Raw genomic sequence first — 14,705 nt, 5'->3', positions numbered from 1 at the left:
TTTTTCGAGAGAATCCGGAAAATCCTCAACTAAGAAGACGTGGAGGGCAAGAAGCACCGAGAAGGAAGAACGAAGGAGAGTGAGAATTCACTCCACGACCTTCGAGTTCCACTCCTCGAGGAGCTCCTTGGCGGAGTTGGCCGCTATCGCTCCCTGGCCGACTGCGACCGCTATTTGCTTGAAGACGTTGGTGATATCTCCAGCGGCGAAGATGCCCGGAACCTTCGTGCGCATGTGCATGTCCACCGGGATGTAGCCGTACTCGTCGGTTATGCCGAGGTGCTTGACGAAGTCCGTCTTTGGCTCATAGCCGATGAAGATGAAGACACCGTCAACGGGCATCTCCCACTCCTCGCCGGTGACGCGGTTCTTCAGTTTAACGGCCTCTACCTTGTTGGTTCCCTTTATCTCCGTCACGACGGTGTTGAGTATCGCGGGAATGCCGCTCTCCTTAAAGCGGTCCTGCAGTATCTTATCGGCCCTGAACTGGTCGCGCCTGTGGACAAGGGTGACGTCGACGCCTATGCTCTTCAGATATAACGCCTCCTGAAGGGCAGTGTTTCCGCCGCCAACAACTATAACCTTCTTGCCCTTAAAGAGTGGGCCGTCACAGGTGGCGCAGTAGGAGACGCCCCTTCCTGTGAACTCTTCCTCTCCCGGGACGTGGAGCTTCCTCGGCGCTGCTCCAACGGCTATGATTATCGTTTTGCCCTTGTATTCCTTGCCGTTCTTGGTCTTCACCGTGAACTTGCACGGCCCCTCGTAGTAGGCGCACTCAGCTGGGTCGATCCTCTCGACCTCGTCGAAGACCACATCAACTCCCAGCTTCTTGACGTGCTCGTGCATCCTGTTGGCCAGCTCTGAACCGCTGATACCCTCTGGAAAGCCTGGGTAGTTCTCTATGAGGTCCGTTAGGGCCATGTTTCCGCCGAGGTCTTTGCTGATGATGAGAGTATCTAGGCCATAGCGGGCCGCGTATATAGCCGCCGTGAAGCCGGCCGGCCCCGCTCCTATGATGAGCACGTCCCAGGTCTTGTTCTCGTACTCTCCCCCGCGTGAGAATCCTCCAAGGCTGAACATCTCTCTCACCTCCGGGCTTTCCTAACGTGGCTTATTTAAAAGCATTATTGCCCTAATGTGGGTAATCAGATCACGACCTTTACCTCCGGTTCCTTAAGTTCCGCAGGAACCTCTCCCCCGGGCGAGACGGTTACCCTCGAGGTGTCATGCTCGTCCTTTGAGAATGGAACGTCCAGGGTCAGTCTGATGAGATACTCCCCGTGTCCCTCTAGTATCTCCTGTTTTCCAAAGACGTCCCGGAGCTTCCTCGGGTCTGCGTGGTTCCTGTCCATTATCAAGATTAGAGGCTTTGTCCAGAACTCCCTTCTGAACTCTGCTTCACCGCTCTCCTTAACCTCGACGAGCTTCTCCCTGGTGTGGATCCCGTTCTTTTCGAACTCCACCCTGGCGCCCCTGCATTTGCTAACGTTCACGTAGAGCTTCCCGTAAAGGCCGCTTTCGATGACTTCAACTCTCAGGTGGGCGAACTCCATGTCTTTGGACGCTTCGAGGGTATCCTTCTCGATCTCAACCGAGTACGAGGGGATAATGGGGACTATCACCGCGTTCTTGAACTCTCCCTCCTCGACAATATACGCGAGGAGCTCCACGAGGGCATCGTCGTTCTTCTTCACCTCCACTGAGAACGGCTCTGGGGTGAGCTCTATCTCGCCCGCACTGAGTTCTTCCAAGGCTTCGAAGCTCCTCTCTATGTGGTAGTACCTGTTCTTTGAACCCCTCCATTCTCCCCTGAGGACGAACTTTCCCTTACTGAGTTTGGTTTCTATTGGAAGCTTCAGAAAGGTCCCCTCTACTGCTACGGACTCTGAGAACCTGCGGCATCTCTCCCTGGAGGATTCCTCCCCTTTTATGCCCATGAGAATCATGCCGACGATTGCGGCAATGAAAAGCAGGAAGATCACCGCCCCAGGATCCATTGAATCACCAGATTTACTACGAAAAAGAGAATAAAAAGATTTTCCTCATATGAGTGAAATCTCCCTGTCGAGGAGCAGGTGGAGCGTGTAGCCGCTGAAGGCCGCGAAGCCCACGTAGAGGCCCTCGCCGGTACTCATTCCAAGTCCGTAGTCCACTAAGAGGAACGCTAAGGCGCCGTAGATGAACGCAAAGAGGAGGGAGTGGACTATTCCTCGGTGCTTTGGCATGAGCCATGTGAAGGCGTACCAGGCAACGAGCGCCGCGGCAATGGCGATTCCCCACGCTGCAGTGATGGTGAGCCACTCGGGATTGAGGTGTATCCTATCGATGACGTTGATGTAGGCCGCCCCACCTGTCAGAACGCTCACTATGGGCTTTGTTCCCCTGTGGATGAGCGCATCCGGGTGATCCATGTCCGGCAGGTCGGCCCCAAGCACGTAGAGGGCGTAGCCTATTACCAGGGCTATCGTGGTCAGCTTGAAGGGAGCGCCGATGGTTGACAGGTAGCCGGCAACCGCCACCGCTATCGGATAGCTGACTATCCCGCTGAGCACGTGGGCGTCGTAGTTCGGCATGGTATCACTCCTCTTCCTTCTGGGCCTGCCCCTCCTCTAAAAACTTTCTGACGTAGTCCGGAACCTTGTAGTTGCCCTTCGGGTCTCCAACGAGGAAGCCGAGCCTTATAAGGTCGTTGAGCTGGTCGTAGACTTGCATTCCCGGCTTTTTGACTGCCTTGGCCACCTGGATGTAGCTCACGGGCCCACCGTTGAACTCGAAGACTATCGCCTCAACGAGGTCTTTGTACTCCTTCGGAATCCTCGTTAGGTATTCTTCGAGGCTCTTCGGCTCCTCAAGTATCGTTGTGACCACGTAATCGTCTATCGGGTCGAACTTGTGCTTCGCAGCTTCGCTGAGCACGTAGTGGAGCAGCCTTAAAATCTGCCTCGGGTTCCCCTTCCCGAGCTGGTGGATGAGCTTTATCGCCTCCTCTGTGAAGGGATAAATCGGGTCGTCCGTGTCGCGAACTCTGACCTTGTTGAGCCTTTTTTTCACCAGCTCAAAGGTTTCGTCGAGGCTCATGGGCCTTAGTCTGAACTCGTAGTGGAGGCGCATAAAGAAGGCCGGGAAAATCTTGGTGTACTCCTCATAGGCCTCGGGAACGCTTGCAAAGGCCACTATACAGCCCTTCGGCATGGTGCTTATGAAGTGCCTCAGCATCTCGAAGAACTGTATCTTCTCATGCTCCCTCGCTGACTGCATGTTCTCAAGCTCGTCAAGCAGAAGCGCACAGTAGGGGTACTTGCTCATTTGCTCGACGAGGAGTTCAGCTATGTCCCTGCTCTTGTATTCCTTTGTGTCGCTGAGCATCTTCTCGAGCCTGTCTATGAAGCCGAGCTTTTTCGAAAGGTTTTCCAGGAAGATGTTGGTCCTGCTCTTCGGTGGCTTGAGGGCGTAGAAGATGTCCCTGGTAAGCTTGAGGATGTCGTTGGTGTCCACCTTGACGTATATCGCCTTCCCACGGTTCTCTTCTATGGCCTTTGCAAGGCTTTTAAGCCTCTGCGTCTTGCCCATTCCCAGGGGGCCGACTATGCTTAGCGCTATGGAGCTTTTGTTCCCTATCACCTCAGAAACTATCATCTGGAGGCGCATGTCGACTTCCTGGTAAACGTGGATGCTTTCGATGTCTGTTATTCCCTCGCTTGCGAGCTGTTCAAAGGGGTTCCGAGAAAGGCCGTAAACTTCATATGACTGGTACGGGTAAAGTTTAAGGCCACCGCTTTCCATTTTAACCACCGGGGGTGTTTCGCGTTTGAAATATAAAAACCTGTCCATCGGTGAGCAGAGATGACAGTTCTTATCGCAACGGTGCCCCAGGGCCGCGAGGGTGATGGAATCCTCGAACTCGAGTGGGCTTTGGGGGAGGTCCGCGTTAAAGGAACCGACTGGGGGGGCGTTCTCTTGGCGGAAACCCCTCTCTCAAAAGAGGGAGCCCTTCGGAGGCTCGGGGAGTTCGAGACTCAGGCGATACAGAGGGTCGTTCCGCTCGATGAGTTCGTCCCCGCTAAGTGGGAGGAGATAGAGGAGGCCGTTCTAAGACTAGCTGGAGAAATTCAAGGGACCTTTGCCGTCCGCGCCAAGGTCAGGGGCAACAAAAGGATCTCCGCAAGGGCGCTCGAAGTTAAGCTCGGCTCACTCATAGTTGAGCGCTTCGGTCTCCCCGTCAACCTCACCGACCCGGATTTCACGGTTGTCATTGAGGTTCTCGGGAAGAGAGCGGGCGTTGGGGTTCTCAAAAGGGGTGAACTCCTCCGCTTTGAGGTAAAGGACTAACCCAAAGCTTATTTACTTTTCTGCCTTAATATGGCAGGGATGAAGATGATTGACGTTGAGGAAATCATCGAGCGGCTCTCGAAGCTCTCTTACGAGGAGGCTTTAGCTTACTGGATAAAGAGCGAAAGGGAAGAGGCAGAGTTCTACCGCCAGCTTGCCGAGCGCGCCATAAACCTCGGCCTTCCTGAAAGCCTTGTTGAGACCTTTAAAAAGCTCTCAAAGGACTCTGAGAAACACGCAAAGGAGCTGACGAAGCTCTTCAGGGAGAGCTATTCTAAGGAACCTGAGAGCGATATACCTCCGATAGAGGTCCTCTCCATCCTCGAAGAGTTCGAGAGGGCCGACCAGGTTGGGGAAGTTCTTAAGGCTGCCATGGAGAGCGAGCTAATAGCGATGAACGCATACAGGACCCTTGCCGAGAAGGTGGAAGACCCGAAACTGAGGGAGCTCTACCTCAAGCTTTCCGAGGTCGAGAGAACCCACTACGAGGCCCTCAAGAGGGAGTACGAAAAGCTGGGTGATTGAAATGGTCGTGGAGATTTTAAACGAGATAAGGAAGCTGAACGAGCGCGAACTTCTCAGCTACTGGATCAAAGGCGAATACGAGGAGGCCGAAACGTACTGGAAGCTTGCCGAACGCGCGAAAGAACTCGGCCTTCCCGAGAACGTCGGGGAGACCTTCAAGAGGCTCGGCAACGAGTCCAAGAGGCACGGCGACGAGCTTCTCAAGATATACCGGGATGAATACGGAGACGACCTTGTCGAGGTTAATGTTCCTAACGTTGAAGCCCTAAACGTCCTCGGCAAGTTCTGGAAGGTGGAGGATCTCGAAGACGTCCTCAAAATAGCCATGGAGAGCGAGAAGCTCGCCGAGACGATATACAGGAAGCTCGCCGACGAAACGGAGAACCCCAAGCTCAGGGAAACATACCTCCGGTTGGCGGAGATAGAGAAGGGCCACTACGAGGCTCTGGCTTCCCTCTGGAAGTCCCTCGGCCTGGAGGAATGAGGATGGAAAACCTTGAAGACACACTGAAGAAGTTCAGGGACATGCTCCTTTCCCTCTCCGAGAAGGGGATTTTATCCTACTGGACCTTCGGTGAGTACGAGGAGGCGAAGATATACTGGGAGCTGGCAAAGAAGGCCGAGGAGCTGAGGCTTCCCCCAAGTCTGGTTTCAACCTTTAGAGTGCTCGCCAAGGAGTCGGAGGAGCACGGCGATGGGCTCAGAAGGCTCTACGTAAAGACCTACGGGGAGGAGCCGAAAAAAGTTGACCTTCCCTACATAGAGGCAGTCAGCCTTGCGAGGGCGCTCGAAGACCCCTCAAACATTGATTTAGTCTTCAGGGTTGCGATGGAGACGGAACTCATCGCAAAAAAGCTCTACGAGCACCTTGCCTCGATAACCGAGAACGAGGAAGCTAAAGGGCTCTACGAGTTTCTGGCAAACGTTGAGTGGACCCACTACCAGAGGCTCCGCGGTGAGGCCGAGCTCATGGGGATAAACGTCGGGAAGATAGAAGAGGAGATAAGGAAAAAGGGCTTTCTCTGATTACTTTCCTGCCTCTTTCTTTGCCGTTTCCTTCGCCTTCTTTGCCTCTTCGACCTTCTTCTTCAGCTCTTCGACCTTCTCTGGCTTCAGGGGTATAAAGCGGCCGGCTTTGTTGTCGTAGCTCGCTAAGAGGAAGTCCCTGCTCATCTGAAGCGCCCCGGTGGGACAGACGTCAACACACTGGCTGCAATAGACGCAGCGGGCGGTCCAGAGGGCCACTTTCCTTATCTCCGGCAGATAGACGAAGACACCGGCCGGGCATACGTTGACGCACATCCTGCAGCCGACGCACTTGTCGACGTTGTAAGTTATCATGCCCCTGAAGTCCTCTGGAATGGGAACCGGCTCCGTTTTCGGGAATGGGTTGGTGGCTGGCTTCCTGAAGAGGTTCCTGAGGACCGTTGGGACAAGCGGCGGTGCCCTCACATTATCACCTCCATGGCTATGAGGAGTGAGCCAATGAGCGAAGCCAGGAAGACGTTCTTCCAGAGGAAGTCAACCGCCTGAGTTATCTTCAGCCTCCCCGTAACTGCCCTGAAGACGCTCTGGACGACGAAGAGCAGGGCAAAGACCTTCAGCGTGTGGAAGAGCAGGTCTACAACCTGGGCCGGAAGGCCGGTGAGGTTGAAGTAGCCTGAGATCCCCCACGGGAAGAATATTGCCACGACGAGCGAGGCAGAGATGAATGCCTTCAGCGAGTGCGTCAGCTTGAGCAACGCCAAGTACCTGCCGCTGTACTCAACGAGCAGACCTTCGGCTATCTCCTCCTCCGCGTCGGGTATGTTGAAGAACCCGACCTCTATCTCACTCGCCAGCCAGACGCAGAAGACGTAGAGGAGGATTAATGCCCCAACGAAGCTCATCGGCGTTCCTATCTCCCAGATGTTGTGGGTGTAAAAGATTTCCATGCTGAAGGGCTTTGGAACTCCGAGCTTTCCGAGGCGCCACATTATGGCGAAGACCGCCAGCATCATGGCCGGTTCCCTCGACACCATTATGGCCGCTTCCCTTGCGGCGCCTATCTTGGCGTAGGGGTTGCCGGAGCTTATGGCACCGAGTATCTTGAAGAAGCCGATGAGGGTCAGGAGGTAGATGAACACTATCACGTCACCCTTGCTCGCCAAAATCGGCGCGAAGCCCATGGGAGTGTAAGCCAGGAGCGCTATGGCGGTAGCTAAAGCCAGAACAGGAGCTGCCCTGAACATGAAGTTGGCAGTGTTGGGGATTATGGTCTCTTTGCTCGCCAGCTTGAGGAAGTCGTATATCGGCTGAAGGATCGGGGGCCCAATGCGCCTCTGCATTCTTGCTACTAACTTCCTGTCTATTCCCTCCCAGACGAGCGATGTGAGTGAGACAAAGACGTAGAGGCCCAAAAGGCCGGCAACGGGGTAGACGAGCTCTCCAACGACGTCCATCGCCATCACCTCGAACAGCTCGCTCCTATTGGGGTCGGGTCTCCCTTGATATCGGGGTTCATCTCGCGCGTCTTCCTTATCGACTCCTTGAGGAGGTCTTTCTCAGTCAGAACTCTCTTCTTCCCGTTTTGTATCACTGCAACCCTGTCGGTACAGCTGAAGCACGGGTCTATCGAGGCGACCGCAATAACGAAGTCAGCGACCTGGTCGCCTATGACTCCTTTTGCCATAGCGAAGAGGTTCGGGAACGTTGGCTCCCTCGGCTTCCAGCGGAGCGGTTTGTCGCTTCCCTTCTTCCCGCGGACGTAGTGGACGAGCTCTCCCCTCGGTGCCTCGTACCTTCCGATTCCTTCGCCATCGACCATAAGGCGGAGCTTCGCGTAGAGGACGTTGTCCTTCGGGAAGGCCTTTATCTTTCCATCGGGCATCCCATCGAGGGCATTCTCGATTAGCTCGAGGCTCTGGTAGAGCTCCCCTATCCTAACCGCCATCCTGTCGAACACATCGCCCCTCGGCCTCTCGCCGGTAACGTCTTGGGGCATTACGGGCTTTATCCCGAGGTCAGGATAAACGCCCAGCTTCTCGCTCCAGCGCGCGTCGTCCCTTATTCCGCTCCCTCTTCCCGTTGGCCCGACCGCTCCCTGCTCGAGTGCAACGCGCTTGCTTATCACAGCCGTGTCCCTGAAACGGGCCTCTATCGTCGGGTCATGCAGGAAGGCCTCCTCGATCTGCGGAAAGACCTCTTTGTAGTACTTAATCATGTCGAGGATTATCCTCCTCTTCTTCTCGTCGATGTCCCTCCTGACACCGCCTATCGTTATCATTGAGTAGTTCACGCGGTTACCGCTGACGGCTTCGAGCGTGTCCATGACCTTCTCCCTTGCCAGCCAGGTGAGGTGGAGCAGGGTGTCGTAGCCGATGTCGTGGGCCAAAACGCCGAGGTTGAGCAGGTGGGAGTGGATTCTCTCGAGCTCGCCGATGATGACGCGTATGTATTCGGCCCTCTCTGGGACCTCTATTCCCCCGGCCTCTTCAACGGCCCTCGTGTAGGTGTGGTTGTGGGAAAAACTGCATATCCCGCACATTCTCTCGGCGAGGTACATTATCTGGATGTAGTTCCTCCTCAGGGCTATCCACTGAATTCCGCGCAGGTTGTAACCGAGCTTGACGTCTACGTCAACGATTCTCTCGCCGTCCAGGGTGAGTATGAACTTCTCTGGCTCCTCCAGACCGGGATGAATCGGTCCGAAGGGTATCTTCACCCAGTACTCGACCTTCTCGGTCATGAAGATCCGCCCCCTTTCTTTATAAGGTAGGGATGACCAGCGTTGTGCACCATTTCCTCTGAAACGCCTTTGTCGTCCAGGCGGAGCGGGTAGATTCCCTCTGGGAAGTCGTCCGGAAGGAAGAGCTTCCTCTTGTCAGGTGCCCCTTCAAAGTCCAGCCCGACCATCTCCATGCCTTCCCTCTCGAACTGGAGCGCTATCGGGAAAATATCGCTGATGTCTGGAATCACCGGGTCGTCTTTCGGCGCGTGGACATCTACTAGTAGGGAAACCGCCGGAGCGTCGTCGTAGTAAATCAGGAGGTGGCTGAGGAAGCCTAATTCGTCCCCCCAGTCCTGCTCGATGCCTATCGAGTAGTGGGCCTCGCCGTCGAGCGTTTTTACGAACTCCATCAGCTCCCTGTACTTTTCTCTCGGGATTCTCACCCAGACCCTCTGCCTCCCCCACTTGTTGGTCTTTACCTGAACTTCTGCCTCAGGGAAGCGCTCAGCTATAACCTTCGCGACCTTCTCGGCCTTGGTTGGCTCTTTAACCTCGTTTGCCTCGGTAACGGGATTATCGTTCATTCCTCACTCACCTCTGGGACTTCTCCTTTCAGGATTTTAGCCAGCTTCTCAAGGGCTAAAACGACCCCCTGGAGTATCGCCTCGGGCCTCGGAGGGCAGCCCGGAACGTAAACGTCAACGGGAATGACCCTGTCGAGGGGTGCGTTGGTGAAGGGGCTCTCGTAGAAGACGCTTCCACCCGTCGGGCACGCTCCAACGGCTATCACCATCTTGGGCTCTGGAGTCTGCTCGTAAACCAGTTTGACCCTCTCAAGGCTCTGGTTGGTCACCGGGCCCGTGACCAGGAGTATGTCCGCGTGCCTCGGACTGCCGACGAGCTTTACACCGAAGCGCTCGGCGTCGTAACGTGGAGTCAAGGCCGCTATTATCTCTATGTCGCAGCCGTTGCAGGAGCCGCTGTTGATGTGGAAGACCCAGGGCGACCTGCCCAGGAACCTGCAGAGCTGGGCTATCCTCTTTTCAAGCCTCTCGCGCTCGCTCTGGTTTTCCTTCTTCTCGACTGGAACCTTGATGCTCACTTTATCACCCCCATATCAAAAGCACTCCCATGACGAAGGCCGCCGTTATCATGAGGTAGCTCGCGTAGTCTGTCAGCAGCCCGGTGTGCTCATTTTTCAGCGCGGTGAAGAAGTTCCTGAGGGCGTAGATTAGGCCCCACATGACGTTCTTTCCCGTGTAGTTGCCCTCCAGGTGCTCGAAGCCCGGAATAACCCTGTCCGGGTCCTCACCGCTTATGAATATCTTTGTCCCGGGCCCGGTTTCTCTCGTCCCCATTCCGCTCCTCTTCGCCCACCGGTCGAGGAGATAGGCAAGGATAAGGCCGATGATAAAGGCAAAGACGAAGTAAAGGGCATCCCAGTAGCCGAACACTTCAACCACCCCCCATAAGCGTGGCTATGTATGACAGCTGGTTTTCGAGGGCCTTCGCCGCTGGAATCATGACCTTGTCGCTTATCTGCCACGGGAAGAGGCCCATGACGATTATCGCTATTGTGAGGATTATCATCGGCCAGAGCATGCTCGCCTCAGGGTCTTTCGCCTCCATGACCTTTTCACTCGGCTTTCCGAAGAAGGTGTAGAGGACCCTGACATAGGCGGCGGTACAGAAGGCAGTTCCTATTACCGCTATCGCGGCCAGAACTGGGTTGAAGAGGGCCGAGCTCTCGTAGATGAGCCACTTGCTCGCGAACCCGTTAAGCGGTGGCATTCCTACTATTGCCGCCGCTCCGATGAGGAAGGCGAAGGTCGTCTTTGGCATGGTCTTTGCCAAACCGCTGAGCTCGTTGAGGTTTCTCGTGCCGAGCTGGTGTATCACCGCTCCAGCTATGAGGAAGAGCAGGGCCTTCATGAGCGCGTGGTTGAAGGTGTGGTATATCGCTCCGGCCAGGGCTACCTCGCCAGTCTGGCTTCCGTAGGCGGCCAAGCCTATTCCAAGGCCGAGGAGGATGTAACCCACCTGCCCGACAGAGGAGTAAGCGAGAAGCCTCTTCATGTCCGTCTGGATTACCGCCATCGCGTTGCCGACGATCAGCGTTATGCAGGCGAAGATTATGATGAGCCATCCGACGGTCTTCACGCTGACGCTTGCCCCGTAGATGCTGAAGGCTATCCTCGCCAAAGCGTAGAGACCTCCTATCTTGATGACCAGGCCGGAGAGCATCGCTGAAATCGAGCTTGGAGCGGCTGGATGGGCGTCGGCAAGCCACATGTGGACAGGTGAGGCACCGCTCTTGAAGAGCAGGCCGGCGATGAAGAGGGCAAGGGCAACTTTGGCCGTAATGGTCAGGCTCTCGGAGAGCTTTAAAGCTAGGTATCCCATCGTCAGCGTGCCGTACTGGCCGTAGAGGAGGGCTATGCCGAGGAGGACAAAGGAGCTAGCTAAGGAACCGACGAACATGTACTTGATTCCGGCCTCAATCCCCTCCCATGTGTCGTTCCTGAAGGCAACGAGGGCGTAGCTGGCTATGCTCATTATCTCGAGGAAGACGTAGAAGTTGAACAGGTCGCCGGTTATCGCTATGCCAAGCATTCCGAGTTCGAGGGTGATTATGAGCGCGTAGTACTTGTCCAGCCCGGTGTCGTGCCTCATGTAGCCGATGGAGTAGAGGACGGCCATGAATGAGACGAGGGTGACCATCAGCACCATTAGGGCACCGAACAGGTCGACCTCCCAGACTATCCTTATCGGAAAGTTAACGCCCTGGCCGAGCGGGCTTTTGGCGCCAAGGGTGTAGAGGATTGTCCCGTTCTCGTAGACATGGTAGAAGACCCACGAACCAACTGCAAGCGTTGCACCGCTTATCAGGACGGCCCAGGCTTCCCTCGCTTTTCTTCCCGCTAGGCTCACTATCGGCATCGAGAACGCTCCTAAGAGCGGGATGATTATGAGGTACGGAAGGACCATCATCCCCTCAACCTCCTGAGAGCTCTCACGTCAAGGGTTCCGTAGTGGCGGTAGGCGTTAACGGTCAGGGCAACGGCGAGGGCCAAAACACAGACGCCGATGACTATGCTCGTCAGGACGAGGGCCTGTGGCAGAGGGCCGACCATCGGGCTTTTCAGCGTCTCGTAGCCGGTGTAAATCGGCGCCGTCGGAACTTCGTTCAGCTCTATCCTGTAGCCGAGGCTTACGAGGAGCAGGTGGATGCCGGAGTCTATGATGTCCAAAGCAAGGACCAGCTTGAGCAGGTTCCTCTTTGCGAGGAGGGCATAGATTCCAAGCGCTATGAGCAGGAAAGCGGTTATGAACTGGAACTGTATCATTTCCTCCACCTCCTGTAAAGGGCCAGGCCGACCATCGCGCTGACCAGACCGGTGAAGACCTTCAGGCCAACTGCGAGGTTCATTATCGGCAGGTAGCCGGCCGAGAGCAGAGTTCCGGGTTTTCCGTTGAAGAACGGGCCGTTGTGCCAGAGGACGTTGTAGAAGAATGCCGTGCCGATTCCGAGCATCGCCGCGCCGAGGAAGGCCAGGCCGCCTATTCCCTCAAGGGCCGAGTAGAGGTTCTTGTTGAAGTGCCTCTTCATCTCACTCAGGCCGAAGGCGAGCAGGAAAAGTATTCCGGCTCCAGCTATGGTCGCTCCACCCTGGAAGCCGCCTCCCGGCGTTAGGTGGCCGTGTGCGACTATGTAAGCACCGAATATGCCTATGAGCGGTATCGTGGCCCTCGCGCCGGTTCTCACTATAACCCCCATGTCGCCGTCAGTGGTGCTCATTCCCATCCCTCCTCCAGGGCCTGAAAAGGGCAACAGCACCAGCTATAGCGGTGAAGAGAACCGTCGCCTCTCCAATGGTATCGTAGCCACGGTAGTCAAAGACTATGTCCGTGACGATGTTGGTTCCTCCGACTTCCTCAAGCCCGTGGGTGATGTAGTAGTCGTCCGTGTAGCGGAGGGCCTTCCACTCCTCTCCGCCCGGCCCGAACTTGAGGCCGTAGTTGGGGTTAGCCACGTAGAGGAGAACCCCGAGGATGAACAGAAGTGATAGGTACGCGAGCGTTCTCTTCATTCTCTCCCCTCCCACCTCTCGGTTTTCGCTATTCCGTAGACGACCAGAGCTGTTACAACACCAGCGCCGACCGCGGCTTCAGCTATAGCCACATCGGGAGCGTGGAGGCTGTAGAACTCGAGGCTGAGGAGCAGGCTCATTGCTGCAGACATTAAAGCTGCGACGAGCAAATCCCTGGAGCGAATCGTGAGGTAGGCCGTAATGAGGACTCCGAGGAGTATTATCGCCTGAATAGTCATGTCAAGGGTAAGGGCGTTCATTCTCTCCCACCCCCGAGCTTCTCCTCGTAGGCGTCAACGACGGCTTTTGCGGGCTTGTAGCCGCTTAAATGGGCCGCCTTGGCTATCGCGTGCGCTCCGACTGGGTTCGTGAGAAGGAGTGCTATCAGAGCGACGACGCTGTGGAGCGCCATCTGGAGGTACTTCGAGTCCCCGGTAACGTGGAGCTGGTACAGGGCGTGGGTGACTACCGCTAGAACCGCGAATATCGTTCCAAAAGTGGTGCACTTGGTCGCGCCGTGGAGCCTCGTGTAGACGTCGGGGAAGCGGTGCAAAGCGATGCTTCCCAGTGCGTTGAAGGTCAGGCTGATCGCGAGGAAAGCGTAGATGAGGTAATCGACCCAGCTCACGACAATCCCCCCTGGAGGTAGCGCGCTACGGCGAGGGTCCCTATGTAGCTCAGCAGGGCGTAAACGATGGCGATGTCGATGTAGATCGTCCTGTCGTAAGCCGCCCCGAGCAGTATCATCGCGGCAACCACGAGGGTGTTCAGCGTGTCAACGCCAACCACTCTGTCCGGCACGCTCGGCCCGAGCATTATCCTCAGTACCGAGATGAAGCCTGCTACCATGACTATCAGGGTCGCGTAGAAGAAAACCTGCTCCATCATCTTCCCAGCCTCCTTGCCCATTTCTCAAAGGGCCCGGCAACGGGTTCGGAACTTTCCAGCCTCTCCATTCCCTCTGGTATCTTTATCCAGTGAACGTAGAGGGCCTTCTCCTCCGGACAGGCCTCGATTGTCAGCGTTCCTGGCGTTAGGGTTATCGAGTTGCTCAGTATCGTGTACTGGGCGTCGTTTTCGAGGTCAACGGGAACCCTGACGATGCCGGGCCGTATCTTCCCGGTTATGACGAGCCAGGCAACCTGGAGGTTCGCCTTGACCATCCCCCAGAAGAGGACCGGTGAATAGGCGATGAAGCCGATCCACTTTGCCGGGTTCAGGAACCTTCCTGCCTTTTCGCCGATGACATCTCTCGTCGCGTAGGCCACTATCAGCGAAAATATCAGTCCAGCTATCAGCTCCTGCGTGCTCCAGAGCAGGCCGTTTGTCCCTGCAGTCAGTACAAGCCACAGCAGGTAGCTCAGGACAAAGGCGACAATGAAAGGCATGTTTCTCACCTCAACTTTTGGTTTACAACCCATTTAGAGCTTTATTCCACGCGTTTCCGTGGATAGTAGAAGATAATCTTTTAAAACGGTTTTTTAAAGTTTAATTTGTCATAAAAAGGTAGGAAACCAGCCGTTGTAAACCAAAGGTTAAACATGATACACTACCGTGGGATGTCTAAATCATGCCTGAGAGGGAGAGTTTCCAGGAACCCTGCATTGATGTTCCACTATGGTCTGAAAGTGCCTTTTGGGGGCCTTGGAGTTGCAAAAACCACCCAAAGCTTTATATACTCTGAAGGTAAGCCTTCCTTGGGACTCTTCTAGGAGTCTTCCATGAAGAGCCCTGAAAGTTGGAAAGTTGGTGTTAGATATGTATGGAGATGGATTTGGCGGTGGCTATGAAGCCCCTGTTAAGGTTGGAGAAAGGTACAGGGTTAGGATTGAGAGCCTTGGAAAGGGCGGTGATGGTATCGCCAAGATTAAGGGCTTCGTTATCTTCGTCCCGAACACTCAGGTCGGTGACGAGGTCGAGATCGTTATCAACTCTGTCAAGAGGAAGTTCGCTTTCGCGGAAGTCATCTGATTTCCTTCCCTTTTCTCTGTTCTTATAATCTTGATTTTCCCGCGCATTGATTCATTTTAGGTCCCAATCCTGCACCGCAC

23 protein-coding genes are annotated in these 14,705 nt (G+C 55.4%); 5 read left to right on the top strand and 18 right to left on the bottom strand.

Annotated features, from left to right (window positions below; translation table 11 throughout):
- Positions 1-87: 87 nt before the first annotated feature.
- The 4 genes from trxB to A3L08_RS01835 form a co-directional block, all read right to left on the bottom strand.
- On the bottom strand, positions 88-1,080 hold the full coding sequence (gene trxB, locus A3L08_RS01850; protein ID WP_088853420.1) for a thioredoxin-disulfide reductase: 993 nt from the start codon (positions 1,078-1,080) through the stop codon (positions 88-90).
- 65 nt (positions 1,081-1,145) lie between these two features.
- Entirely contained in the window at positions 1,146-1,997 is an 852-nt protein-coding gene (locus A3L08_RS01845; RefSeq protein ID WP_088853419.1) for a hypothetical protein, read from the bottom strand.
- A gap of 45 nt (positions 1,998-2,042) precedes the next feature.
- Positions 2,043-2,573: a metal-dependent hydrolase gene (locus A3L08_RS01840; RefSeq protein WP_088853418.1), complete on the bottom strand. Its 531-nt coding sequence runs from the start codon at positions 2,571-2,573 to the stop codon at positions 2,043-2,045.
- 4 nt (positions 2,574-2,577) lie between these two features.
- Positions 2,578-3,783 (bottom strand): AAA family ATPase, encoded by a 1,206-nt coding sequence (locus A3L08_RS01835; protein ID WP_088853417.1) that lies wholly within the window; start codon positions 3,781-3,783, stop codon positions 2,578-2,580.
- 60 nt (positions 3,784-3,843) lie between these two features.
- Between A3L08_RS01835 and A3L08_RS01830 the strand changes: the two genes are divergently transcribed.
- From A3L08_RS01830 to A3L08_RS01815, 4 genes are read left to right on the top strand one after another with little or no spacing between them, the layout of a single operon-like run.
- Positions 3,844-4,329 carry a THUMP domain-containing protein gene (locus A3L08_RS01830; protein ID WP_088853416.1) on the top strand — a complete coding sequence of 162 codons (486 nt, stop codon included), beginning with the start codon at positions 3,844-3,846 and terminating at the stop codon, positions 4,327-4,329.
- A gap of 39 nt (positions 4,330-4,368) precedes the next feature.
- Positions 4,369-4,854, top strand: coding sequence for a ferritin-like domain-containing protein (locus A3L08_RS01825; RefSeq protein ID WP_394335133.1), 486 nt, complete (start codon positions 4,369-4,371; stop codon positions 4,852-4,854).
- Between the two features lies 1 nt (position 4,855).
- Positions 4,856-5,338: a ferritin-like domain-containing protein gene (locus A3L08_RS01820; protein ID WP_088853414.1), complete on the top strand. Its 483-nt coding sequence runs from the start codon at positions 4,856-4,858 to the stop codon at positions 5,336-5,338.
- The gene (locus tag A3L08_RS01815; protein WP_088853413.1) at positions 5,335-5,880 is read left to right on the top strand and encodes a ferritin-like domain-containing protein; all 546 of its coding nucleotides are present in this window, start codon (positions 5,335-5,337) and stop codon (positions 5,878-5,880) included. Before A3L08_RS01820 ends, A3L08_RS01815 begins: the two co-directional genes overlap by 4 nt.
- Here the strand turns inward: A3L08_RS01815 and A3L08_RS01810 are convergent, their stop codons facing one another.
- Genes A3L08_RS01810 through A3L08_RS01745 form a run of 14 tightly spaced genes read right to left on the bottom strand, consistent with a single transcriptional unit; the run spans position 5,881 to position 14,042 of the window.
- Positions 5,881-6,306: a 4Fe-4S binding protein gene (locus A3L08_RS01810; protein WP_088853412.1), complete on the bottom strand. Its 426-nt coding sequence runs from the start codon at positions 6,304-6,306 to the stop codon at positions 5,881-5,883.
- On the bottom strand, positions 6,303-7,295 hold the full coding sequence (locus A3L08_RS01805) for a respiratory chain complex I subunit 1 family protein (RefSeq protein ID WP_088853411.1): 993 nt from the start codon (positions 7,293-7,295) through the stop codon (positions 6,303-6,305). The genes A3L08_RS01810 and A3L08_RS01805 overlap by 4 nt, the downstream gene beginning before the upstream one ends.
- Before the next feature lie 5 nt (positions 7,296-7,300).
- Positions 7,301-8,581, bottom strand: a complete 1,281-nt coding sequence (locus A3L08_RS01800; protein ID WP_088853410.1) for a hydrogenase large subunit — start codon at positions 8,579-8,581, stop codon at positions 7,301-7,303.
- A complete protein-coding gene (locus A3L08_RS01795) occupies positions 8,578-9,147 on the bottom strand; it encodes an NADH-quinone oxidoreductase subunit C (protein WP_088853409.1) in 570 nt (189 codons plus the stop codon). The genes A3L08_RS01800 and A3L08_RS01795 overlap by 4 nt, the downstream gene beginning before the upstream one ends.
- The gene (locus A3L08_RS01790; RefSeq protein ID WP_088853408.1) at positions 9,144-9,665 is read right to left on the bottom strand and encodes an NADH-quinone oxidoreductase subunit B family protein; all 522 of its coding nucleotides are present in this window, start codon (positions 9,663-9,665) and stop codon (positions 9,144-9,146) included. Before A3L08_RS01790 ends, A3L08_RS01795 begins: the two co-directional genes overlap by 4 nt.
- Before the next feature lie 4 nt (positions 9,666-9,669).
- Positions 9,670-10,017 carry a hydrogenase gene (locus A3L08_RS01785; RefSeq protein ID WP_088853407.1) on the bottom strand — a complete coding sequence of 116 codons (348 nt, stop codon included), beginning with the start codon at positions 10,015-10,017 and terminating at the stop codon, positions 9,670-9,672.
- A gap of 1 nt (position 10,018) precedes the next feature.
- Positions 10,019-11,554 carry a proton-conducting transporter transmembrane domain-containing protein gene (locus tag A3L08_RS01780; RefSeq protein ID WP_088853406.1) on the bottom strand — a complete coding sequence of 512 codons (1,536 nt, stop codon included), beginning with the start codon at positions 11,552-11,554 and terminating at the stop codon, positions 10,019-10,021.
- Entirely contained in the window at positions 11,551-11,910 is a 360-nt protein-coding gene (locus A3L08_RS01775) for an NADH-quinone oxidoreductase subunit K (RefSeq protein WP_088853405.1), read from the bottom strand. Before A3L08_RS01775 ends, A3L08_RS01780 begins: the two co-directional genes overlap by 4 nt.
- A complete protein-coding gene (locus A3L08_RS01770) occupies positions 11,907-12,362 on the bottom strand; it encodes a Na(+)/H(+) antiporter subunit B (protein ID WP_232461742.1) in 456 nt (151 codons plus the stop codon). Before A3L08_RS01770 ends, A3L08_RS01775 begins: the two co-directional genes overlap by 4 nt.
- Positions 12,349-12,654 (bottom strand): hydrogen gas-evolving membrane-bound hydrogenase subunit E, encoded by a 306-nt coding sequence (gene mbhE, locus A3L08_RS01765; protein WP_088853404.1) that lies wholly within the window; start codon positions 12,652-12,654, stop codon positions 12,349-12,351. Before mbhE ends, A3L08_RS01770 begins: the two co-directional genes overlap by 14 nt.
- Positions 12,651-12,914, bottom strand: a complete 264-nt coding sequence (locus tag A3L08_RS01760) for a DUF4040 domain-containing protein (RefSeq protein WP_088853403.1) — start codon at positions 12,912-12,914, stop codon at positions 12,651-12,653. The genes mbhE and A3L08_RS01760 overlap by 4 nt, the downstream gene beginning before the upstream one ends.
- The gene (mnhG, locus tag A3L08_RS01755) at positions 12,911-13,282 is read right to left on the bottom strand and encodes a monovalent cation/H(+) antiporter subunit G (protein WP_088853402.1); all 372 of its coding nucleotides are present in this window, start codon (positions 13,280-13,282) and stop codon (positions 12,911-12,913) included. Before mnhG ends, A3L08_RS01760 begins: the two co-directional genes overlap by 4 nt.
- Positions 13,279-13,542, bottom strand: coding sequence for a cation:proton antiporter (locus A3L08_RS01750; protein ID WP_088853401.1), 264 nt, complete (start codon positions 13,540-13,542; stop codon positions 13,279-13,281). The genes mnhG and A3L08_RS01750 overlap by 4 nt, the downstream gene beginning before the upstream one ends.
- Positions 13,539-14,042 (bottom strand): monovalent cation/H+ antiporter subunit E, encoded by a 504-nt coding sequence (locus A3L08_RS01745; RefSeq protein ID WP_088853400.1) that lies wholly within the window; start codon positions 14,040-14,042, stop codon positions 13,539-13,541. The genes A3L08_RS01750 and A3L08_RS01745 overlap by 4 nt, the downstream gene beginning before the upstream one ends.
- 370 nt (positions 14,043-14,412) lie before the next feature.
- Between A3L08_RS01745 and A3L08_RS01740 the strand changes: the two genes are divergently transcribed.
- Positions 14,413-14,625, top strand: a complete 213-nt coding sequence (locus A3L08_RS01740; protein WP_055430018.1) for a TRAM domain-containing protein — start codon at positions 14,413-14,415, stop codon at positions 14,623-14,625.
- Positions 14,626-14,705: the final 80 nt, after the last annotated feature.

It is taken from the genome of Thermococcus pacificus (assembly GCF_002214485.1).
Taxonomy (GTDB): domain Archaea; phylum Methanobacteriota_B; class Thermococci; order Thermococcales; family Thermococcaceae; genus Thermococcus; species Thermococcus pacificus.
The sequence above is the reverse complement of the archived record's forward strand: the minus strand, read 5'-3'. Positions and strand labels throughout refer to the sequence as shown.